Origin of the sequence: Nevskia sp. (assembly GCF_021732705.1) — a bacterium.
Taxonomy (GTDB): Bacteria; Pseudomonadota; Gammaproteobacteria; order Nevskiales; family Nevskiaceae; genus Nevskia.
Genome location: NZ_JAKFUM010000006.1, coordinates 316,975 through 334,849, shown reverse-complemented (window position 1 = coordinate 334,849; position 17,875 = coordinate 316,975). Strand labels below are relative to the sequence as shown.

Below are 17,875 nucleotides of genomic sequence, written 5' to 3'. Positions count from 1 at the left end.
CCCGATTGCCGGCGCGTCGGCCGGCCGACGTCCGCACGCCTCGCCGCCCATGCGTCATCGCGGCGCAGGATTCACACTGCTTGAGCTGATGATCACCGTCGTCATCGTCGCGATCCTCGCCTCGATCGCGCTGCCGAGCTATCGCAGCTACGTGCTGCGCAGCAACCGCGCCGCGGTCCGCGCGATGCTCGTCGACATCGCGGCCAAGCAGGAAGTGGAGGCATTGAAGTCAGGCGCGTACGCCAGCGATTTCAACTTCTACCTGCGCGGGTCGAACGCGGCGATGAATGTCGGGCTGACCCGTTTCTTCATCACCAGCAGCGGCCTGACCCAGGCGGTGGCGACCGGCCAGAGCGTCTACCAGATCGATCTGTCGACGACCGCTGTCGCAGCCACCAGCCGCAGCTTCACGCTGACGGCGACGGCGATCGGCAGCCAGACGCAGGACAGCGACTGCCTGACGCTCAGCGTGAACTCGGCCGGACAGCGTCTGCCGGGTGCCGGCAGCGCGTGCTGGTCACGCTGACCTCGCCACGGGTACGGTCGACAGCCCGATCGACGGCGCAACCGGTTGCACCTCCCGCGAGTTGTCACGGCTCGGCGCTGGCCGCCGGCAGGTCGTTGTCGCGGCATGTCCCTTTGTCCGGATCAGCCGCCCGTCGGTCAGAATCGACCCCGTCAAAAATACGACAGCGCCGGCATCTGCGGTAACTTTCTGCCACTTGTCGACCTTGCGCAGGCCATGAAGCAACATCGGGGATTCACGCTGCTGGAACTGATGGTCGTCATCGCGATTTCCGCGGTGCTGATGGCCATCGCCGGACCCGGCCTGCGCAGTTTCCTGCTGGCCGGCGCGCGCGGCGATGCCGCGACCTCGCTCTACAGCGCGATGGTGCTGGCGCGGGCCGAGGCCATCACCCGCAACGCCCCGGTGACGCTGTGCCGGCGCGACTACGCCAGCAGCACCGGCTACGCCCGCTGCAGCGCCAGCAGCACCGGCAACTGGGCGGACGGCTGGGTCGTCTATCGCGACAGCGCACCGAACGCCAGCGGCACCAAGCCGGCGGCAGCGGCCGACATCATCGCCACCGGCGAGCGCGTCAACAGCGCCTTCGTCTACGTTGCCGATCCGGTCACCACCAGCGCCGTGCAGTTCGAGCCGTCCGGCCGGCTGAGCGCCAGCAGCCGCGTGGTGCTGCGGCTGTGCAAGTCGGGCGACAGCGGCTACGAAGGCCGGCGCGTTCAGGTCGATCTGAATGGCCACATCCGCCTGTCGAAAGATGCAGGATGCACGGCATGAGCCTTCCCCATCGCCCGTCGGGCTTCACGCTGATCGAAGTCATGATCACCGTGTTTGTCGTGGCCGTCGGCTTGCTCAGCGTGGCCGGCCTGCAGGCGTTCGCGAAGAAATCGAACTTCGATGCCATCCAGCGCACGCAGGCCGCGGCGCTTGCGCAGGACCTGATCGAGCGCATCCGCGCCAATGCCGCGCAAGGTGCCGGCTACGTCACCGATGCCAGCGCCGGCTGGAGCAGCAGCAATGCGCCCGGCGCGCCGACGCAAAGCTGCTCGACCTCGTCGACCGCGAGCAGCCCGGCCTGCACGCCGGCTCAGGTCGTCGCGTTCGACAAGTACCAGTGGACGCGCGCGCTGTTCGGTGCGGCTGAAAGCCTCAACGGCGAATCCGCCGGCGGACTGAGCGAGCCGACCGCCTGCATCACCAACGCCACCGCGCCGTGCGGCGCGTACACCATCGCCATCGCCTGGCGCGGCATCACGCCGCTGCCGCCGGCCGACAGCAGCGACACGGCCAATCCGGCGAACAATCGCTGCGGCAGCGGCAATGCCGCCTATGACGACATCGCGAACCCCGGCACCGACACCCGCCTGCGCCGGGTGATCGTCGTGCGCACGGTGATCGACGATCACAGCGGCCGCTGTGCCGGAGTCACGCCATGATGCGCCGCCGGCAGCGGGGCTTGTCGCTGGTCGAGCTGATGATCGCGATCACGCTCGGGCTGATCGTGCTGACCGCGCTGCTCACGCTGTTCTCGGCCAACAACCGCAGCTTCCGTCAGACCGACGCGATCTCGCAGATGCAGGACAGCGCCCGCTTCGCGCTCGACACGCTGGCGCGCGACATCAGCATGGCCGGCTTCTTCGGCGGCATGTACGGCGCGTCGAACATCGTTCCGAACACCTCGACGGTCAGCAACGACTGCGGCGCCGCCGACACCGCGGTGACGCCGAATCTGCCGTGGGCGTTCCAGGTGCAGAAGCGCGTCGAGTTCCGCAATCATGCGTCGACGCTGGCCGTGAGCTCGGCGTTTCCATGCCTCGGCCAGACCGATACGCCGGTCGCTGCGAACACCGATGTCGTCGCGCTGCGCCGTGTGGCCGGCCAGCCAACGGCCGAGATCGCGAGCGGCTCGACGCTGACCCTGCGCGCCAACCAGTTCTATCTGAAGACCAACGGCACGGCCGGCTCGCTGATCCACATGGGCAGCGGCACCAGTTACTCCATGGCCGCGAGCACCGATGCGCCGCTGGCGGCACCCGTCGGCTTCTGGAAATACGTGCCGCGCGTCTATTTCATCCGCAGCTATTCGCAGACCGCGAACGACGGCATCCCCGCGCTGTGCCGAATGGAAATGCAGCACGCTGCAAGCGCTTCGATGGCCGTCGAATGCCTTGCCGATGGCGTCGAGAACCTGCAGATCGAATGGGGGCTGGACGTCGACAACGACTGCGTCGTCGATACCTACACCTCGAGCCCCGACGCCGCCGCCCTGGCGCTGTCGGCGATCACCGCACGCATCGCGATCCTGGTCCGCACCACCGATGCCGATGCCGGCTATCGCGATGGCAAGACCTTCACCATCGGTGACTACGCAACGACCGCGCCGAACGCCGATGCCTTCCACCGCCGCGTCTACACCACGACCGTACAGTTGCGGAATCCCGTCGGCGACAACGGCCCCTGCGTGCCGGCCCCGACCGCGAGCACGCGATGAAAGCTCACGGTTCGCCGCGTCGGCAGCAGGGGGCCGCGCTGGCCACGGCGCTGCTGATCCTGATCGTGCTGACCTTGCTCGGCCTGGCCGCGATGCGCGGCAGCCGGCTGGAACTGCGGCTGTCGCAGAACGCCGAAAGCCGCGTCAACGCGCTGCAGTCGGCACAGGCAATTGCCGATGGCGTGACGCAGACCGACAGCAATCTGTCGATCGCCAGCGGCCCGGGCTACATCGGCTGCTACCTGCCCGGCAGCAGCGATGCCCAGCCCGACAGCGTGCCGTTCGCCTGCGCGACCTCGACCATCGCGGCGCCGACCGAGGTCTCGCTGCGCTCGTACACCTATGCCCGCGTCGTCCGCGAAAGCCCTGAGTTCCTGACCACCGCCACCCTGCGCGGCGCCGGCAACAGTGGCCGCTCGTACGACTTCGCGCGGTTCACCGTGATCGGTGGCTACGACCATTCGGCCGAAGGCTTTGGCGCTGCCGAAGTCGTGCAGGGACAACTGAAGCTGCACGCGAAATCGCAGGGAGTGAACTACCAATGAACCACCGCGCGCGCGCCAAGTCCTGGCTGTCGTCGATCCTGCTGACCGTGGCGATGTTGTGCGCCGGGCTGCCTGCCGCTGGCGACGACATCGACATCTACTCGAATCCGGCCGCCAACACCCTGCGGCCGCCGATGACCGTGCTGGTGCTCGATCTGAACCTGCTCGGCATCTGCAACAACGTGCTGCTGAACCCGGCACCGTCGTCCGATGGCAACAACCCGCTGGGCCAGACCGCCTGCATCAATCTGCGCGCGACGACCTCGCTGCTGACCTACCTGACACCGATCACGCCCGGCGGCTCGACGCCGGCGCAGTTCCTGACCTCGCTGCTGGTCGGCGCCAATCTCGGCGCGCCGGCGCTGTGCAATCTCTACAACCTGCTTGGCCTGCAGTCGCCTGTCGTCGCGCTTCCCGCAGTCGGCCCGCTGCTGTCGCCGCTGCTCGGCGGCGTCACCCAGTTGACCTGCGGCACCCTGAGCTTCCTGACCGGCATTCCGCTGCTGGGCACCGTCGTCAATGGCCTGCTGCCCGGCTTCATCACGCAGTTGATCAGCGGCCTCATCAACCCGCTGCTGTCGACGGTCGTCGGCGCGTTGCCCGCCGCCATCGTCGGCCTGCTCGACAACGCCCTCGCCGCGCCGCAGAAAATCCTGGCCGACCCGCTCAGCGTCAACAACCTGATCAGCGTCATCGGCGGCCTGTTGACGCCGCTGGTGAACTCGCGCGTGGCGATCGTCGTCGCGCACAACAACCGCAGCAACGCCGCCGGCACACCGGTCAGCATCTCCGGCGGCAGCTATGCCTGCTCGTTCGCCGATCTGGCGTCGATTCCCGGCAGCCGCCGCACCACCACCAACTGCAGCAATGGCGGCTATTTCCTGCTCGGTTTCACCGAACTGGTCGGCACCACGACCATCGCCAGCGTGCTGCAACTCGTCACCAATCAGCTCAATGGCCTGCTCAATCCGCAGAACCTGGTCAACGTGCTCGGCACGACGCTGGCCTCGGTGACATCCGCCAACCTGAGCAGCCTGACGCCGCCGTATCAGGGCAAGGAGTTGTACACGGAAATCGCGCATTACTTGAGCGGCGATGCCGTCTACAACGCGCCGTTGCGAACCTGGGATTCGGTGCTCGGACTGCTGTCGCGCGATACCTCGATCGAAAGCGGTGGCCGATACATCCAGCCCCAGGCGGCTTGCGACATCGTCAATGTCGTCAACATCCAGCTGACCAACTCCAGCGGCGAAGGCGATTCCGATGTCGAGACCGCCCGGTATTTTCCGGGTGCCGTGCAGGGTGGCGGCATCACCTTCCCGAATCTCGTGCGGGAAGCGGCGACCACCGGCTTCACCGACACCAGCGGCCGGCTGATCAAGCTGAACTCGTATTTCGTGCTGCAGGAGAACCTGTCGAGCCTCAACGCGCTGGCCAATGCCGGCGCCAACGTCCTGACCTATGCCAGTTCGGTCGGGCTGCTGAATTTAGGCCAGACCATCGCCGATTTCGTGAAGCCGAGCCTTGTGGTCGATGCCTCGCTGGTCACCGCGAGCGTGGCCAACAGTCCGCTGTCGACCACCGGCTTGCTGGAACCGTCGTACTTCGCGCAGTTCCAGCCGAAGGCGAACCAGAGGCCGACGTGGAGCGGCAACGTCAAGCAGCTGCTGCTGAACCGCGGCAGCGCCGGCGGCGCGCTGGCCTACCGCGACGCGGCTGGCGCCACCGCGATCGCCACCGACGGCCGCATCGCCACGTCGGCGCTGACCGTGTGGACACGCAGCAATCAGCTCGGCAGCGCCGGTGTTGACGGCCGCAACACCGAGCTTGGCGGCGCCGGCCAGAACATCCCGGGCTATCGCTTCGGCGGCGGCGGCAATCCCGGCCGCAACAACAGCGATGCGGCCCGCAAGATCTACTACGACGCGATCAACGCTTCGAACGTGCCGTCGCTGGCCGGGCTGGATGCCGACACCCAGAGCGTGCGCGATGCGCTGCGGACGGATCTCGGCATCACCGGCACCACGACCGCCGACGACACGCAGCGCCGCGCGCTGCTGCTGCACGCGCGTGGCTTCAATGTCGGCACCACGGCACAACCGCTGGGCACCGGCAGTGGCCTGAGCGGCGTCACCGGCCGGCCGTGGCTGCTGGGCGCCGTGCTGCATTCGCGGCCGGTGGCCGTGAATTACGGTGCCCGCACCGGCTTCACGACGGCCGATCCGGATATCCGCGTGCTGTTCGGATCGACCGATGGCCTGCTGCACGCCGTGCGCAGCGGCGCCCGCGCCACGCCATCCGGTGCCGAAACCTGGGCGTTCATGCCGCGGGCAACGATGTCGAACCTGAAGACCTTGCGTGACGACACCTACTCGGCACGTTTTCCGTACGGGGTCGACGGCGCACCGTCGGTGCTGGTGATCGATCGCGGCACGAGCAGCAGCCTGCCGGAAGGCGGCCCGGCAGACGGCGTGATCAACGCCAGCAACACCAACGACCACGCCTATGCGTTCTTCGGCCTGCGCCGCGGCGGCAACCAGTACTACGGACTCGACATCACCAATCCAGACACGCCGAGCCTGATGTGGCGGATCGGCAGCGATGGCTTGTACAGCGCCACGGCGGCAACGCCGGGGCTGGTCAGCGGCTCCGCCGCGCAGTTCGCGGAACTGGCGCTGAGCTTCGGCACGCCGATGGTCGGCCGCATGCGCTTCACCACGACAGGGACCACCGTGGTCACACGGCCCGTGCTGCTGTTCGGCGGCGGTTACAACGGCGGTGTCAGCGGCACCGGGGCTCGGCTCGGCAAGGACCTGAACAGCAGTCGCAACGCGACGGCGGCGGCCCAGGTCGGTGTCGACGACACGCGCGGCAATGCGCTGTTCATCGTCGATGCCGTCACCGGCGAGCTGATCTGGAAGGCCAACCGCAGCGCCACCAGCAGCGTCACCGCCTACGACAGCACGGCCCGCAGTTTCGGCCATCCGATGCTGCGCGACAGCATCGCGTCCGATGTCACCGCGCTCGATACCGACGGCGACGGCCTGACCGATCGGCTGTACGTCGGCGATACCGGCGGCCGCGTCTGGCGTGCGGATTTCCCGTCCAACGATCGCGCTGCGTGGACGATCACGCCGATCGCCGTACTCGGCCGCAGCCATCCGAACGGCAGCACGCCCGCCGATGCCACCAATGCCGACGATCGCCGCTTCTTCCACGCGCCGGATTACGTGCCGCAGCGCGACAGCAGCGGCCCCTACGATGCCATCGTCATCGGCTCGGGCGACCGCGAAGATCCGTTCAACATCGCGACGACGAACTGGCTGTACACGATCCGCGATCGCGACACCGTCAGCGGCAAGTCGCTGACCGATACCGGCAGCAACGGCGTGATCGTCAGTGAAACCGATGCCCGGCTGATCCGGCCAGCGAGCCTGACCGACGTCACCGCGACCTGCACGGCCATCAACAGTGTCTGCACGACGGCTGCCGCCGGCTGGCGGCTGCAATTGCCGAACGCGGGCGAGAAGGCGATCTCGGCGCCGGTGACGATCGGCAACACCGTGACGCTGAGCAGCTTCGTGCCGCCACCGGTCGGCGGCACCAGCTGCGCACCGAGCGAAGGCAGCAGTCGCCTGTACGGCGTGAATCTGCGCGACGGCCGTCCGTACGTGCAGCAGTTCATCGACGATGGCGATGGCGCCGCCCGCAGCACGCGCGCCGCGGCGCCGGGCCTGGCCGGCGAGGCCACCGCACTGACGCCGCAGCTCATCGGCATCAACGCCCAGACGCTGAATACGACCGTTCCGCTGATCTACCGCACATTCTGGCGCGAACGTCGCGAAGACGAGGAAAAAGCAGTGGCACAATGAGACATAACAACAATTCGTTGCCCCTGCCCGGATCCAGCATGTCGCGACCCAGCGGCTTCTCACTGATCGAACTGATGGTCGCCGTGGTCGTCGTCGCGATCCTGGCGACGGTGGCGTTGCCGTCGTATCGGACCTACTCGGTCCGGACCAACCGAACGGTCGCCAAGACCGTGCTGAGCCAGATCGCGCAGCAGCAGGAAGCCTGGTTCGGCGATCGCAAGACCTACGCGTCGCGGCTCGGGCTGCCGGGCTATCCGTCGGATTCGATGTACATCGACTCGTCCGGCGAAGTGCGCTCCGGGGCCACCAGCAGCAGCACCTACCGCATCAGTCTCGCGGCGGTCGGCACCGGCGAGTTCTCGCGCTGCACGACCAATACCGCATCGACGGCCTCGACCCGTTTTTCATGGGTGCTGATCGCCGAACCGCAGGGCGCCCAGATGGCGGGGGATTTCGTCTGCGGCACCCTGTGCCTGTACTCCACCGGCCAGCGCGGGGCGACGGCGCCGGCAACGTCCGATCAGATGTTCAAGGAGTGCTGGTCGCGCTGATCGCGCGCGCCCTCGCCGATCAGGCTTTGTTGGCGTCGGCAGCGCCAGGCCGAAATGTCTGCAGCAGCAGGTCGAGAATCATCAGGCCAGCGCCGAGCGAGATCGCCATGTCGGCGACATTGAACGCCGCGAAACTCCAGTCGCCGACGAAGAACTGCACGAAGTCGACGACGTAGCCGCGCGTCGCACGGTCGATCGCGTTGCCGAGCGCACCACCCAGCACGAAGACGAACGCGAGCGCGGTCAGCAATTGTCCGTAGCGGTTGCTGCGCAGCCAGATCATGATGCCGGCGCTGACACCGACGCTGAGCACGATGAACAGCGCCGGGTGCGCCGTGTTGAACATCGAGAATGCCGCACCCGTGTTGTGCAGGCGGACCAGGTTGAAGTGATCGATCACCGGGATCGAGTCGAACAGCGCCAGCCGGGTCGCGACGAAATACTTCGTGATCTGGTCGACCACGATGACGAACGCCGCGATCCACAGCAGCCGGATGTTGTCGAAACCCTTGGCCGTGCCCGCAACGCTGGCGCCCGAATCAGACATGTTGACGCGCCTCGCCGGATCCATCGATGTTGTCGATGCAGCGGCCGCACAGCGCCGGATGCGTGGCGTGCGTGCCGACATCGGCGCGGCGATGCCAGCAGCGGCCGCACTTCTCCGCCGCGGTTGCGCTTGCCGCGATCCAGACGGTCTGGCTGTCGTCGAGCCTGGCTTCACTGGCCGCGGCCGGCTTCCGTAACAGCGGCTGCGTTGATGCGCCCGATGTCAGGAGCCAGAAGCGCAGTTCGTCGCCGACCTTGGCCAGCGCATCGTGCGTGGCGCCGTCGGCGTAGATCGCCACGTCGGCATCGAGTGCGGAGCCGATCGTGCCGGCTGCACGCAGCGTTTCCAGTTCCTTCTTGACCGCCTCGCGGGTCGCGAGCAGCACGGTCCAGTCGGTCGGCGCGATCGGGTTCGACGCGGCGACCGGCACCGGATACCAGGTCTGGATGAACACGGTCTGGCTGCGATCGCCCGGCAGCAGCTTCCAGATTTCGTCCGCCGTGAACGACAGGATCGGCGCGATCCAGCGCACCATCGCTTCGGCGATGTGCAGCAGCACGGTCTGCGCCGAACGGCGGGCGTGGCTCGCTTCCGGCAGGGTGTAGAGCCGGTCCTTCAGCACGTCGAGGTACAGGCTGCCGAGATCGACCGCGCAGTAGTTGTGCAGCTGCTGGTAGACCTGATGGAACTGCTTCGCCCCGTACGCGGCCTTGATGCCGTCCTGCACGCGCGCGAGTTCCGACAGCGCCCAGCGATCCATCGACAGCAGCGCATCCGGCGTCACCGCGTGCAGCGCCGGATCGAAGCCATGCAGGTTCGACAGCAGGTAGCGCACGGTGTTGCGGATGCGGCGGTAGGCATCGGCGATGCGCTTCAGCAGGTTGTCGCTGATCGCGATCTCGCCGGAGTAGTCGCTGGCCGCAACCCAGAGACGCAGCACGTCGGCACCAAGCGTCTTGGTCACCGTCTGCGGGGCGACGACATTGCCCAGCGACTTCGACATCTTGTTGCCCTTCTCGTCGACCGTGAAGCCGTGCGTCAGCACCGCCTTGTACGGCGCGCGGCCGCGCATAGCGACGGACGTCAGCAACGACGACTGGAACCAGCCGCGATGCTGATCCGAGCCTTCGAGATACATGTCCGCCTGCGGCGCGAGGCCATCGGCATCGAGCTTGTCGGGATGCACCGAGACGAACGAGCACTGGTGCACCGAACCCGAATCGAACCAGACATCGAGCGTGTCCGGGCACTTTTCGTAATCGTCGACCTCGGTCGTCGGCAGCCAGTCGGCCACGGTCGAGCCGAACCAGGCTTCGAGGCCATTGGCTTCGACAGCATCGGCCACGCGCTTGAGCAATGCCGCGGTCTGCGGATGCAGGGTCAGTGTGTGCTTGTTGACCAGCACCGCCATCGGCACGCCCCAGGTGCGCTGACGCGAGATGCACCAGTCCGGCCGCTCGCCAACCATGCCGCGAATGCGATCCTCGCCCCAGCCCGGAATCCACTCGGTCTTGCCGATCGCGGCCAGCGCCTGCTCGCGCAGGCCATTGCCATCCATCGACACGAACCACTGTGCGGTGGCGCGGAAGATCAGCGGCGTCTTGTGGCGCCAGCAGTGCGGATAGCTGTGCTGGAACCGGGTGTCGTGGATCAGCGCACCGACGTCGCGCAGCGCGCCGATCACGGCCTCGTCGACCTTGCGGACGTACAGGCCGCCGACCACCGGCGTGCCCGCGGCATAGACGCCCGTGCCGAGCAGCGGACTTTCGACCGCGATGCCGTACGCCTTGCTGACGTTGTAGTCGTCGACGCCATGCGCCGGCGCGGTATGCACGAGGCCGGTACCGGCATCGAGCGACACGTGATCGCCCAGCAGGATCAGCTTGGCGCCGGAATCCACGCCGCTGATCGCATCGAACGGATGCGAGTAGGTCAGCCGATCGAGCGAAGCACCCCGGGTCTTGCCCAGCACGACCGGTGCCTCGATGCCGTAACGTTTCGCGCAGGCTTCGAGCAGGCCTTCGGCAACGATCACGCGGCCGAACGAGCCCATTTCGACCAGCACGTAATCGAGGTCGGCATTGACCGACGTCGCCTTGTTCGCCGGAATGGTCCACGGGGTGGTGGTCCAGATCAGGAACTTGATCGGCCTGTCACCACCAACTCCGCCGCTGGCCCCGAACAGGGCCGCGACCTTGGCCGGTTCATGCGCGGTGAAGCCGACATCGATCGCGAAGCTCTGCTTGTCCTGATACTCGACCTCGGCTTCCGCCAGCGACGAGCCGCAGTCCAGGCACCAGTGCACCGGCTTGAAGCCGCGCGTGACATGGCCGTTGTCGACGATGCGCGACAGCACGCGCAGCTGTTCGGCCTCGAACTTCGGCTGCATCGTCAGGTACGGCTTGTCCCAGTCCGCCAGCACGCCCAGACGCTTGAAATCGACGCACTGGCGCGCGATCTGCTCCTGCGCGTACTTGCGGCATTCGGCGCGGAATTCGGCGGCATTGAGCTTCTCGCCGACCTTGCCGAACTTCTTCTCGACCTGCAGTTCGATCGGCAGGCCGTGGCAATCCCAGCCCGGCGTGAACGGCGCATGGAACCCGTCGAGGCGCGCGGCCTTGACGATCATGTCCTTCAGCACCTTGTTCACCGCGTGGCCGATGTGGATGTCACCGTTGGCGTACGGCGGACCATCGATGAACCAGTAATCCGGGCGGCTGGCGGTGGCGCGGTCGATCTGCGCGTACAGGCCTTCGGCTTCCCAGCCCTCCAGCATCTTCGGCTCGCGCACGGCGAGACCGGCCTGCATCGGAAATTCGGTCTGCGGCAGGTTCAGCGTCTGCTTGTAATCGGGGCCCGCTGGCGCGGCGTCTTTCACGGAATCGTTCACGAGGGGATCAGCTCACGCTTGAAATGGTTGCGCGCGTCGAGGCCATCGGCCTGCATCTGCGCGGCGAGTGCGTCGAGCCCGTCGAACTTGAGCTGCGGCCGCAGGAACTTGTGGAACTCGATGACGACTTCCTGCCCGTACAGGTCGGGCTTGAGGTCGAAGACGTGGGTTTCGAGCAGGCAAGTGGTCATGCCGAGCGTCGGCCGCACGCCGAGGCTGGCGACACCGGCCGCCCCTTGCGGACAGCCCGGCCAGCTCGCGCGCACCGCGTACACGCCATGCGCGAGCGCCGGCGGGCGCTGCAGGTGGACGTTGGCCGTCGGCATGCCAAGTTCGCGGCCGAGCTTCAGGCCATGACGCACGCGGCCGACGATGCAGTAGCGGCGATCGAGCAGGCGTTCGACGTGCGCAAGATCCGGCTCCGATAGCGCCGCACGCAGCGCCGTGGAGCTGGAGCGCTCGCCCGCCACTTCAACCGTGCCCATGCCTTCGGCGCTGAAGCCGGCACGAGCCCCGATCTGCTGCAGCAGCGCGAGATCGCCTGCCCGCTTCTGGCCGTAACGGAAATCGTCTCCGACGACCACGGCGCGCGCCGCGAGACCGTCGACAAGCACCGCCTCGACGAAGGCTTCGGCCGACATCGCCGCCAGCCGCGGCCCGAACGGCAGCACGACGACACGGTGGACGCCGTAGCGCGCAAGGTCGTGGATCTTGCCCCGCAGATCGGCGATGCGCGCCGGTGCCTGCGCGCCGAGGAAGTACTCGCGCGGCATCGGCTCGAAGGTGACGACGGTGATCGGCAGGCCATGCACGGCCGACAGCTCCCGCAGTCGGGCGATCAGCGCCTGATGGCCGCGATGCAGGCCGTCGAAATTGCCGATCGACACGACGCTGCCGCGATGTCGCGGCGCGAAGTTGTGCAATCCGCGGATCAGCTCCATGGCAGGTCGGGAACTCGGAAAACGCTGATTATAAAGGCCGCGTCGTGACGTGATCGTGCGCCCGAGCGGGTTGGCCGCTCGCCCATCAGCGCGGCGCGGCGCGGAAGTGCCGCAGCCGCAGACCGCTGGCCGCCAGCACGGCGAAATAGACGGTGATTGCGGCCGCCAGCAGCATCAGCATGCGGCCGCCGCGCACCCATTCGCCGGCCGCGGTCCAGCTGGCCAGATCGCCGGCCAGCCACAGCACCGCTGCCCCCATCAGCAGGTTGGCGACGATCAGCCGCAACCAGAAGCCACCCCAGCCGGGTGCGGCGCGGTAGATGCCATCGCGCCGCAGGCGCCAGAACAGCAAGCCACCGTTGATGCAGGCCGTCAGCGAGGTCGACAGCGCCAGCCCCACATGCGCGGCCTCGAACGCGTAGAGCTTCGACGCCGCGAACAGCGACAGGCTCAGCGCCATGCCGATGACGAGACTGGTGATCGCGTACCGCACCGGAATCTTCGTCTCCTGCCGCGCGTAGAAGCCGGGCACCAGCACCTTGACCATCGAGAAGCCCATGAAGCCGGCGCCGTAGGCCCACAGCGCGTAGGTCGTCATGCGGACATCGTCGGCACCGAAGGCGCCGTGGCCGTAGACGGTCGACACCAGCGGTCCGGCCAGCAGGATCATGCCGACGGCGGCCGGCAGACCGATCAGCAGGATCACGCGCAGGCTCCAGTCGAGCGTCGACGAGAACGCTTCGGGCGTCTTCTTCGCGTGCTGGGCCGACAGTGCCGGCAGGATCGCGGTGCCGACCGCAATCGAGAAGATGCCGAGCGGGAACTCCATCAATCGGTTTGCGTAATAGAGCCAGCTGACCGACCCGTGACCGATGTGGGTCGACAGGTTGGTGTTCAGCAGCAGCGAAATCTGGGCCACCGACGAGCCGATCATCACCGGGATCATCAAGCCGAGAATGCGCTTGACCCGGCCATCGCCCCAGGCCCAGCGCGGTCTCGGCAGCAGCCGCAGCTTCGCCATCAGCGGCAACTGGAACGCGAACTGGAGGATGCCGGCGACGAAGACCGCGTAGGCCAGCACCTGCACCGAATTGGCGTCGATGAAGGCGGTGGCGATCAGGCACAGGTTCAGGATCACCGGCGTGAAGGCCGGCACCGCGAACTTGCCGTAGGCGTTCAGCACGCCGCCGGCCATCGAGGTCAGCGAGATGAACATCAGGTACGGAAAGGTCCAGCGCAGCAACTCGGTGCCGAGCGCGTCCTGTGCCGGATCGGCCGTGAATCCCGACGCGAACAGCCAGACCAGCACCGGTGCGCCGAGGCAGCCGATCACCGTGACCACGCTCAGCACGCCGCCGAGCGTGCCCATGACGACGGCGACCATGTCGCGCGCCTCGTCGTGGCTGCCGGTGGTCTTGACCTCGGTGAACACCGGCACGAAGGCCTGCGCGAACGCGCCTTCGGCGAACATCCGGCGGCCGAAGTTCGGGATCATCAATGCCACGAGGAAGGCGTCCATCGCTGCGCCAGCGCCGAAAGCGGTGGCAAGCATGATTTCGCGAACGAAACCGAGCAGGCGCGACAGCAGGGTCAGCAGGCTGACGACGCCGCTGGACTTGAGCAGGCTTTTCGACATTCGGGATCAGCGGGGATGGCGTGCGTCGGCGGCGCCCCGAGTCGGTTCGCGTTGACAGAGGCGGAGTCGGCGAAGATACTAGCGCGCTTCGATTTTGTCAGCCGCCGCTTCAAGGTGCCGACAGGTCGCAATTCCCGTCACACCGAACCGCTTCAGGAGTTTTACCTTGGCCAACACCCCGCAGGCGCGCAAGCGCGCACGCCAGTCCGAACAGAACCGCGAGCGCAATGCCAGCCAGCGCTCGATGACCCGCAGCACCATCCGCAAGGTGGTTGCCGCCATCGAAGCAAAGTCGAAGCCGGAAGCGCAGGCCGCCTACGCCGCGATGGTGCCGGTGCTTGACCGCTACGCAAACCGTGGCCTGATCCACAAGAACAAGGCCGCTCGCCACAAGAGCCGCTTGCTGGCGCACATCAACGCCCTCGCCTGATTCGGGCGAAGCGTCCAGAAAAACGCGACCTTCGGGTCGCGTTTTTCGTTGTGGCTGCGATTCTTGTCTGTCAGCCCGTCGATCGCTCGAGGGCTTTGAACCCGGGCGCTGGCCACCGATGCATTGCCGGCCTTCCCGCCCGCGCAAACGACGACGCGACCCGAAGGTCGCGTCGTTGCTGATCCAACCCGACGATCAGTCGTCGCGGCGCGGCGACATCGGGCTCGCCAGCGGCGCGCCCCCGCCACGCACGGTCGGCGGCAGATGGCCGTCATCGGCCCCGGATGCGAACCAGCGCGATGCCCGCTCGCCGATCCGCTGCAGGTAGGTGAACAGCACCGGCACCACGACCAGCGTCAGCAGGCTGGAGGTGATCACGCCACCGATCACCGCACGGCCCATCGCCGCATTGGTCTCACCACCCGCGCCGGCACCGATCGCCATCGGCAGCATGCCGAAGATCATCGCCAGCGTGGTCATGATGATCGGCCGCAGACGTACCTGTCCGGCCCGCAACAGCGCGTCGCGCAGTCCGTAGCCCTCGCGCAGGCTCTGGTTGGTGAAATCGACGAGCAGGATCGCGTTCTTGGTCACCAGACCCATCAGCATGATGAAGCCGATGATCGAGAACATATTCAGCGTCGTGCCGGTGACCAGCAGCGCGATGAAGACACCGGCCAGCGACAGCGGCAGCGATACCATGATCGCGATCGGCTGCAGGAAGCTGCCGAACTGCGACGCCAGGATCAGATAGATGAAGATCACGGCCAGACCCAGCGCCGCCAGCGCCGCCTGACCGGATTCGTCCTGATCCGCCTGCTGGCCCCCGATATCCCAGCGGTAGCCCGGCGGCAGCGGCCAGTTGTTGATGATCTTCTTGACGTCGTCGCCGACATCGCCGGCCGGCCGGCCTTCGGCGTTGGCGTAGATCGACACGCGACGCTGCAGGTTCTGGCGCTTGATCTGCTGCGGACTGGTCGTTTCGGCCAGTTCCGCGACCTGACGCAGCGGCACCAGCATCGGCGCGCCATTGGCGTCGAGGCGCGTGCTGGTCAGCGACAGCGCACCGAGATCGCCGGCGATTTCGCGATTGCCGCGCGGCAGACGCACGATCACGTCGTAGTTCTGGCCGTCCGGCCCGAGCCAGTGGCTGATCTGGTCGCCTGCGATCAGCGGCCGCAGTGCCTGTCCGATCCGGGCATTGCTCAGACCGAGGTCGCTGGCCAGATCATTGTTGATGCGGACCGCGAGCCCCGGGCTGCCGCCCTTCTCGCTGCTTTCCAGATCGGCGATGCCACGGACCTTGGCCATCTCCACCATCACCGCCTGCGTGATCTCGGTCAGCTTGCCGGCATCCGGACCGAGCAGCGAGATGAAGATCGAACCGCCGAAGCCGACGGTCAGATTGACGCCGGCGACGCTCGCCACGCGCTCGCGCAGCGCTTTCTCGATGTCCTTCTGCGGGCGCCGGTGCGTCGTCCAGCGATCAACCAGGCGCAGGTTCATGCGCGCGTAGTTCTTGCCTTCCTCGGTGCCGATCTGCGTCGCGATCGTCTCGATCTCCGGGAATTCCTTCAGGATCACTTCGACTTGATCGGCCTTGGCCTTGGTGTATTCGAGGCTGGAACCGATCGGCGTGTTGATGCGGATCGAAGTGAAGCCGTCATCGCCGCGCGGGAAGAACTCGCTGCCGATGAACGGCAGCAGCCCGAAGCTCCCGAAGAACGTGACGGCGGCGATCCACAACACGATGCCGCGGTTCGACACCGTGCCGATCTGGCGCCAGTCGAGCTTGCGCGCCGCATGCGCGAGTCCGAACAGCGGGAACCAGACCCGGCGGCGCTCGGTGCGCAGCGCCCAGGCGAGCACGCGACCATAGACCCGGTGCAAGGCTTCGACGCCGTGCTCCACCTTCTCCATCAAACGGCCGAGCCACGGCACGTACTTGAAGCGGTTCTCCGGCGGATCGCGCCAGACGGCGGACAGCATCGGGTCCAGCGTGAAGCTGACGAACAGGCTGACCAGAACCGCCACCGCCACGGTGATGCCGAACTGGAAGAAGAAGCGACCGATGATGCCGCTCATGAACGCCACCGGCACGAACACGGCAAGGATCGCGAACGTCGTCGCCATCACCGCCACGCCGATTTCCTGCGTGCCGTCGAGTGCGGCGCGGACATGGCTCTTGCCCATCTGCAGGTGGCGCACGATGTTCTCGCGCACCACGATCGCGTCATCGATCAGCAGACCGATGCACAGGCTCAGCGCCATCAAGGTCAGGAAGTTCAGCGTGAAGCCGAACGCGTGCAGCGCGATGAACGTGGCCAGCACCGAGATCGGCAGGGTCAGGCCGGTGATGATGGTCGAGCGCCACGAATGCAGGAACAGGAACACGATCAGCACCGTCAGCAGGCCGCCTTCGATGATCGTTTCCTTGACCTGCTCGACCGACGCCCGAATGTCGTCGACCGACGCGTAGATGGTCTTGATCGTGACGTCCGGCGGCAGTTCCTTCTTCAGCAGCGCGATCTTTTCGGCCACACCATCGCCGACCGAGACGATGTTCGAGCCCTGTACCTTGAAGATGTCGAGCGCCACCGCGCGGCGGCCATCGACGCGCGAGATCGAGGTTTCCTCGGCTTCGCCATCGACCACCTCGGCAATCTGGCCGAGATAGACCGGCGTGCCACCGGTCGACGCGACGATCACCCGGGCGAATGCCGCCGGATCCTTGATGCGCCCTTCGACCCGCACCAGCTGTTCGGAGTCGCCTCGGCTGATCGTGCCGGCCGGCAAGTCCTGATTCGCGGCCTGGATCGCGGCAATCACCTGATCGACGCCGACGCGATATGCCTCCAGCGCATCCGGCTTCAGGAAGATCTGGATCTGACGCTCGGACTGACCGTTGATCGCGATGTTGCCAACGCCCAGCACGGTCTGCAGCCGCTTGACGATGATCTGGTCGACGAGCGTCGAGACCTCGCGCAGCGTGCGCGTGTCGGAATAGACCGCCAGATTGATGATCGGCTGCTGGTTCTCGTCGTTGTTGGTGCGCGAGATCAACGGTGCCTTGGCATCGCGCGGGAAGCTCGGCTGGATCTGCGCGACCTTGTCACGGGTTTCCTGCGCCGCACGGGCGGCATCGACCTGCAGATCGAACTCCACCGACATGAAGCCCAGACCTTCGCGCGCCGTACCCCAGATGCGCTTGACGCCTTCGACCGAGTTCACCACTTCCTCGATCGGCTTCAGCAGGTCGTTCTCGACCGCCTCCGGCGAAGCGCCCGGATACTGCACCGAGATGCTGAGCACCGGCACCGAGACATCCGGCAGCTTTTCGACCGGCAGGCGCTGGTACGAGAACACGCCGAGCACCAGGATCGCGACCATGACCATGGTCGCGAACACCGGCTGATTGACACTGGTCTTGGTGATCCACATGCGTGTTG

General features: G+C 66.7%; 13 protein-coding genes. 8 read left to right on the top strand and 5 right to left on the bottom strand.

Features of this window, described 5'->3' with window-relative positions:
• The first annotated feature begins 49 nt into the window (after positions 1–49).
• From QZ951_RS06920 to QZ951_RS06890, 7 genes are all read left to right on the top strand, one after another.
• Entirely contained in the window at positions 50–526 is a 477-nt protein-coding gene (locus QZ951_RS06920) for a type IV pilin protein (protein WP_366943821.1), read from the top strand.
• A 216-nt stretch (positions 527–742) separates the two neighbouring features.
• A complete protein-coding gene (locus tag QZ951_RS06915; RefSeq protein WP_292999803.1) occupies positions 743–1,300 on the top strand; it encodes a GspH/FimT family pseudopilin in 558 nt (185 codons plus the stop codon).
• Positions 1,297–1,959, top strand: a complete 663-nt coding sequence (pilV, locus tag QZ951_RS06910) for a type IV pilus modification protein PilV (RefSeq protein ID WP_292999802.1) — start codon at positions 1,297–1,299, stop codon at positions 1,957–1,959. Before QZ951_RS06915 ends, pilV begins: the two co-directional genes overlap by 4 nt.
• On the top strand, positions 1,956–3,014 hold the full coding sequence (locus QZ951_RS06905; protein WP_292999801.1) for a PilW family protein: 1,059 nt from the start codon (positions 1,956–1,958) through the stop codon (positions 3,012–3,014). The genes pilV and QZ951_RS06905 overlap by 4 nt, the downstream gene beginning before the upstream one ends.
• Positions 3,011–3,559, top strand: a complete 549-nt coding sequence (locus tag QZ951_RS06900; protein WP_292999800.1) for a PilX N-terminal domain-containing pilus assembly protein — start codon at positions 3,011–3,013, stop codon at positions 3,557–3,559. Before QZ951_RS06905 ends, QZ951_RS06900 begins: the two co-directional genes overlap by 4 nt.
• Entirely contained in the window at positions 3,556–7,431 is a 3,876-nt protein-coding gene (locus QZ951_RS06895) for a pilus assembly protein (protein WP_292999799.1), read from the top strand. The genes QZ951_RS06900 and QZ951_RS06895 overlap by 4 nt, the downstream gene beginning before the upstream one ends.
• A 38-nt stretch (positions 7,432–7,469) precedes the next feature.
• Positions 7,470–7,982 carry a type IV pilin protein gene (locus QZ951_RS06890; RefSeq protein WP_292999798.1) on the top strand — a complete coding sequence of 171 codons (513 nt, stop codon included), beginning with the start codon at positions 7,470–7,472 and terminating at the stop codon, positions 7,980–7,982.
• A 19-nt stretch (positions 7,983–8,001) separates the two neighbouring features.
• Here QZ951_RS06890 and lspA read toward each other — a convergent pair whose 3' ends face one another.
• The 4 genes from lspA to murJ all read right to left on the bottom strand — a co-directional run bounded on the left by lspA (position 8,002) and on the right by murJ (position 13,996).
• Positions 8,002–8,529, bottom strand: a complete 528-nt coding sequence (lspA, locus tag QZ951_RS06885) for a signal peptidase II (protein ID WP_292999797.1) — start codon at positions 8,527–8,529, stop codon at positions 8,002–8,004.
• The gene (gene ileS, locus QZ951_RS06880) at positions 8,522–11,338 is read right to left on the bottom strand and encodes an isoleucine--tRNA ligase (RefSeq protein WP_366943828.1); all 2,817 of its coding nucleotides are present in this window, start codon (positions 11,336–11,338) and stop codon (positions 8,522–8,524) included. Before ileS ends, lspA begins: the two co-directional genes overlap by 8 nt.
• A gap of 77 nt (positions 11,339–11,415) precedes the next feature.
• Entirely contained in the window at positions 11,416–12,360 is a 945-nt protein-coding gene (locus QZ951_RS06875; RefSeq protein WP_292999795.1) for a bifunctional riboflavin kinase/FAD synthetase, read from the bottom strand.
• Positions 12,361–12,445: 85 nt separating this feature from the next.
• Positions 12,446–13,996, bottom strand: coding sequence for a murein biosynthesis integral membrane protein MurJ (gene murJ, locus QZ951_RS06870; protein WP_292999794.1), 1,551 nt, complete (start codon positions 13,994–13,996; stop codon positions 12,446–12,448).
• A 166-nt stretch (positions 13,997–14,162) separates the two neighbouring features.
• Here murJ and rpsT point away from each other — a divergent pair, with 166 nt between their 5' ends.
• Complete coding sequence (rpsT, locus tag QZ951_RS06865; protein ID WP_292999793.1) at positions 14,163–14,426, top strand: 30S ribosomal protein S20; 264 nt, start codon at positions 14,163–14,165, stop codon at positions 14,424–14,426.
• 195 nt (positions 14,427–14,621) lie between these two features.
• Here rpsT and QZ951_RS06860 read toward each other — a convergent pair whose 3' ends face one another.
• Entirely contained in the window at positions 14,622–17,867 is a 3,246-nt protein-coding gene (locus tag QZ951_RS06860; RefSeq protein WP_292999792.1) for an efflux RND transporter permease subunit, read from the bottom strand.
• Positions 17,868–17,875 lie beyond the last annotated feature (8 nt).

Excerpts from the sequence above, each read along its gene's own strand:
- QZ951_RS06920 (WP_366943821.1), top strand. The coding sequence starts at position 50 with ATGCGTCATCGCGGCGCAGGATTCACACTGCTTGAGCTGATGATCACC.
- QZ951_RS06915 (WP_292999803.1), top strand. The coding sequence starts at position 743 with ATGAAGCAACATCGGGGATTCACGCTGCTGGAACTGATGGTCGTCATC.
- pilV (WP_292999802.1), top strand. The coding sequence starts at position 1,297 with ATGAGCCTTCCCCATCGCCCGTCGGGCTTCACGCTGATCGAAGTCATG.
- QZ951_RS06905 (WP_292999801.1), top strand. The coding sequence starts at position 1,956 with ATGATGCGCCGCCGGCAGCGGGGCTTGTCGCTGGTCGAGCTGATGATC.
- QZ951_RS06900 (WP_292999800.1), top strand. The coding sequence starts at position 3,011 with ATGAAAGCTCACGGTTCGCCGCGTCGGCAGCAGGGGGCCGCGCTGGCC.
- QZ951_RS06895 (WP_292999799.1), top strand. The coding sequence starts at position 3,556 with ATGAACCACCGCGCGCGCGCCAAGTCCTGGCTGTCGTCGATCCTGCTG.
- QZ951_RS06890 (WP_292999798.1), top strand. The coding sequence starts at position 7,470 with ATGTCGCGACCCAGCGGCTTCTCACTGATCGAACTGATGGTCGCCGTG.
- lspA (WP_292999797.1), bottom strand. The coding sequence starts at position 8,529 with ATGTCTGATTCGGGCGCCAGCGTTGCGGGCACGGCCAAGGGTTTCGAC.
- ileS (WP_366943828.1), bottom strand. The coding sequence starts at position 11,338 with ATGCAGGCCGGTCTCGCCGTGCGCGAGCCGAAGATGCTGGAGGGCTGG.
- QZ951_RS06875 (WP_292999795.1), bottom strand. The coding sequence starts at position 12,360 with ATGGAGCTGATCCGCGGATTGCACAACTTCGCGCCGCGACATCGCGGC.
- murJ (WP_292999794.1), bottom strand. The coding sequence starts at position 13,996 with ATGTCGAAAAGCCTGCTCAAGTCCAGCGGCGTCGTCAGCCTGCTGACC.
- QZ951_RS06860 (WP_292999792.1), bottom strand. The coding sequence starts at position 17,867 with ATGTGGATCACCAAGACCAGTGTCAATCAGCCGGTGTTCGCGACCATG.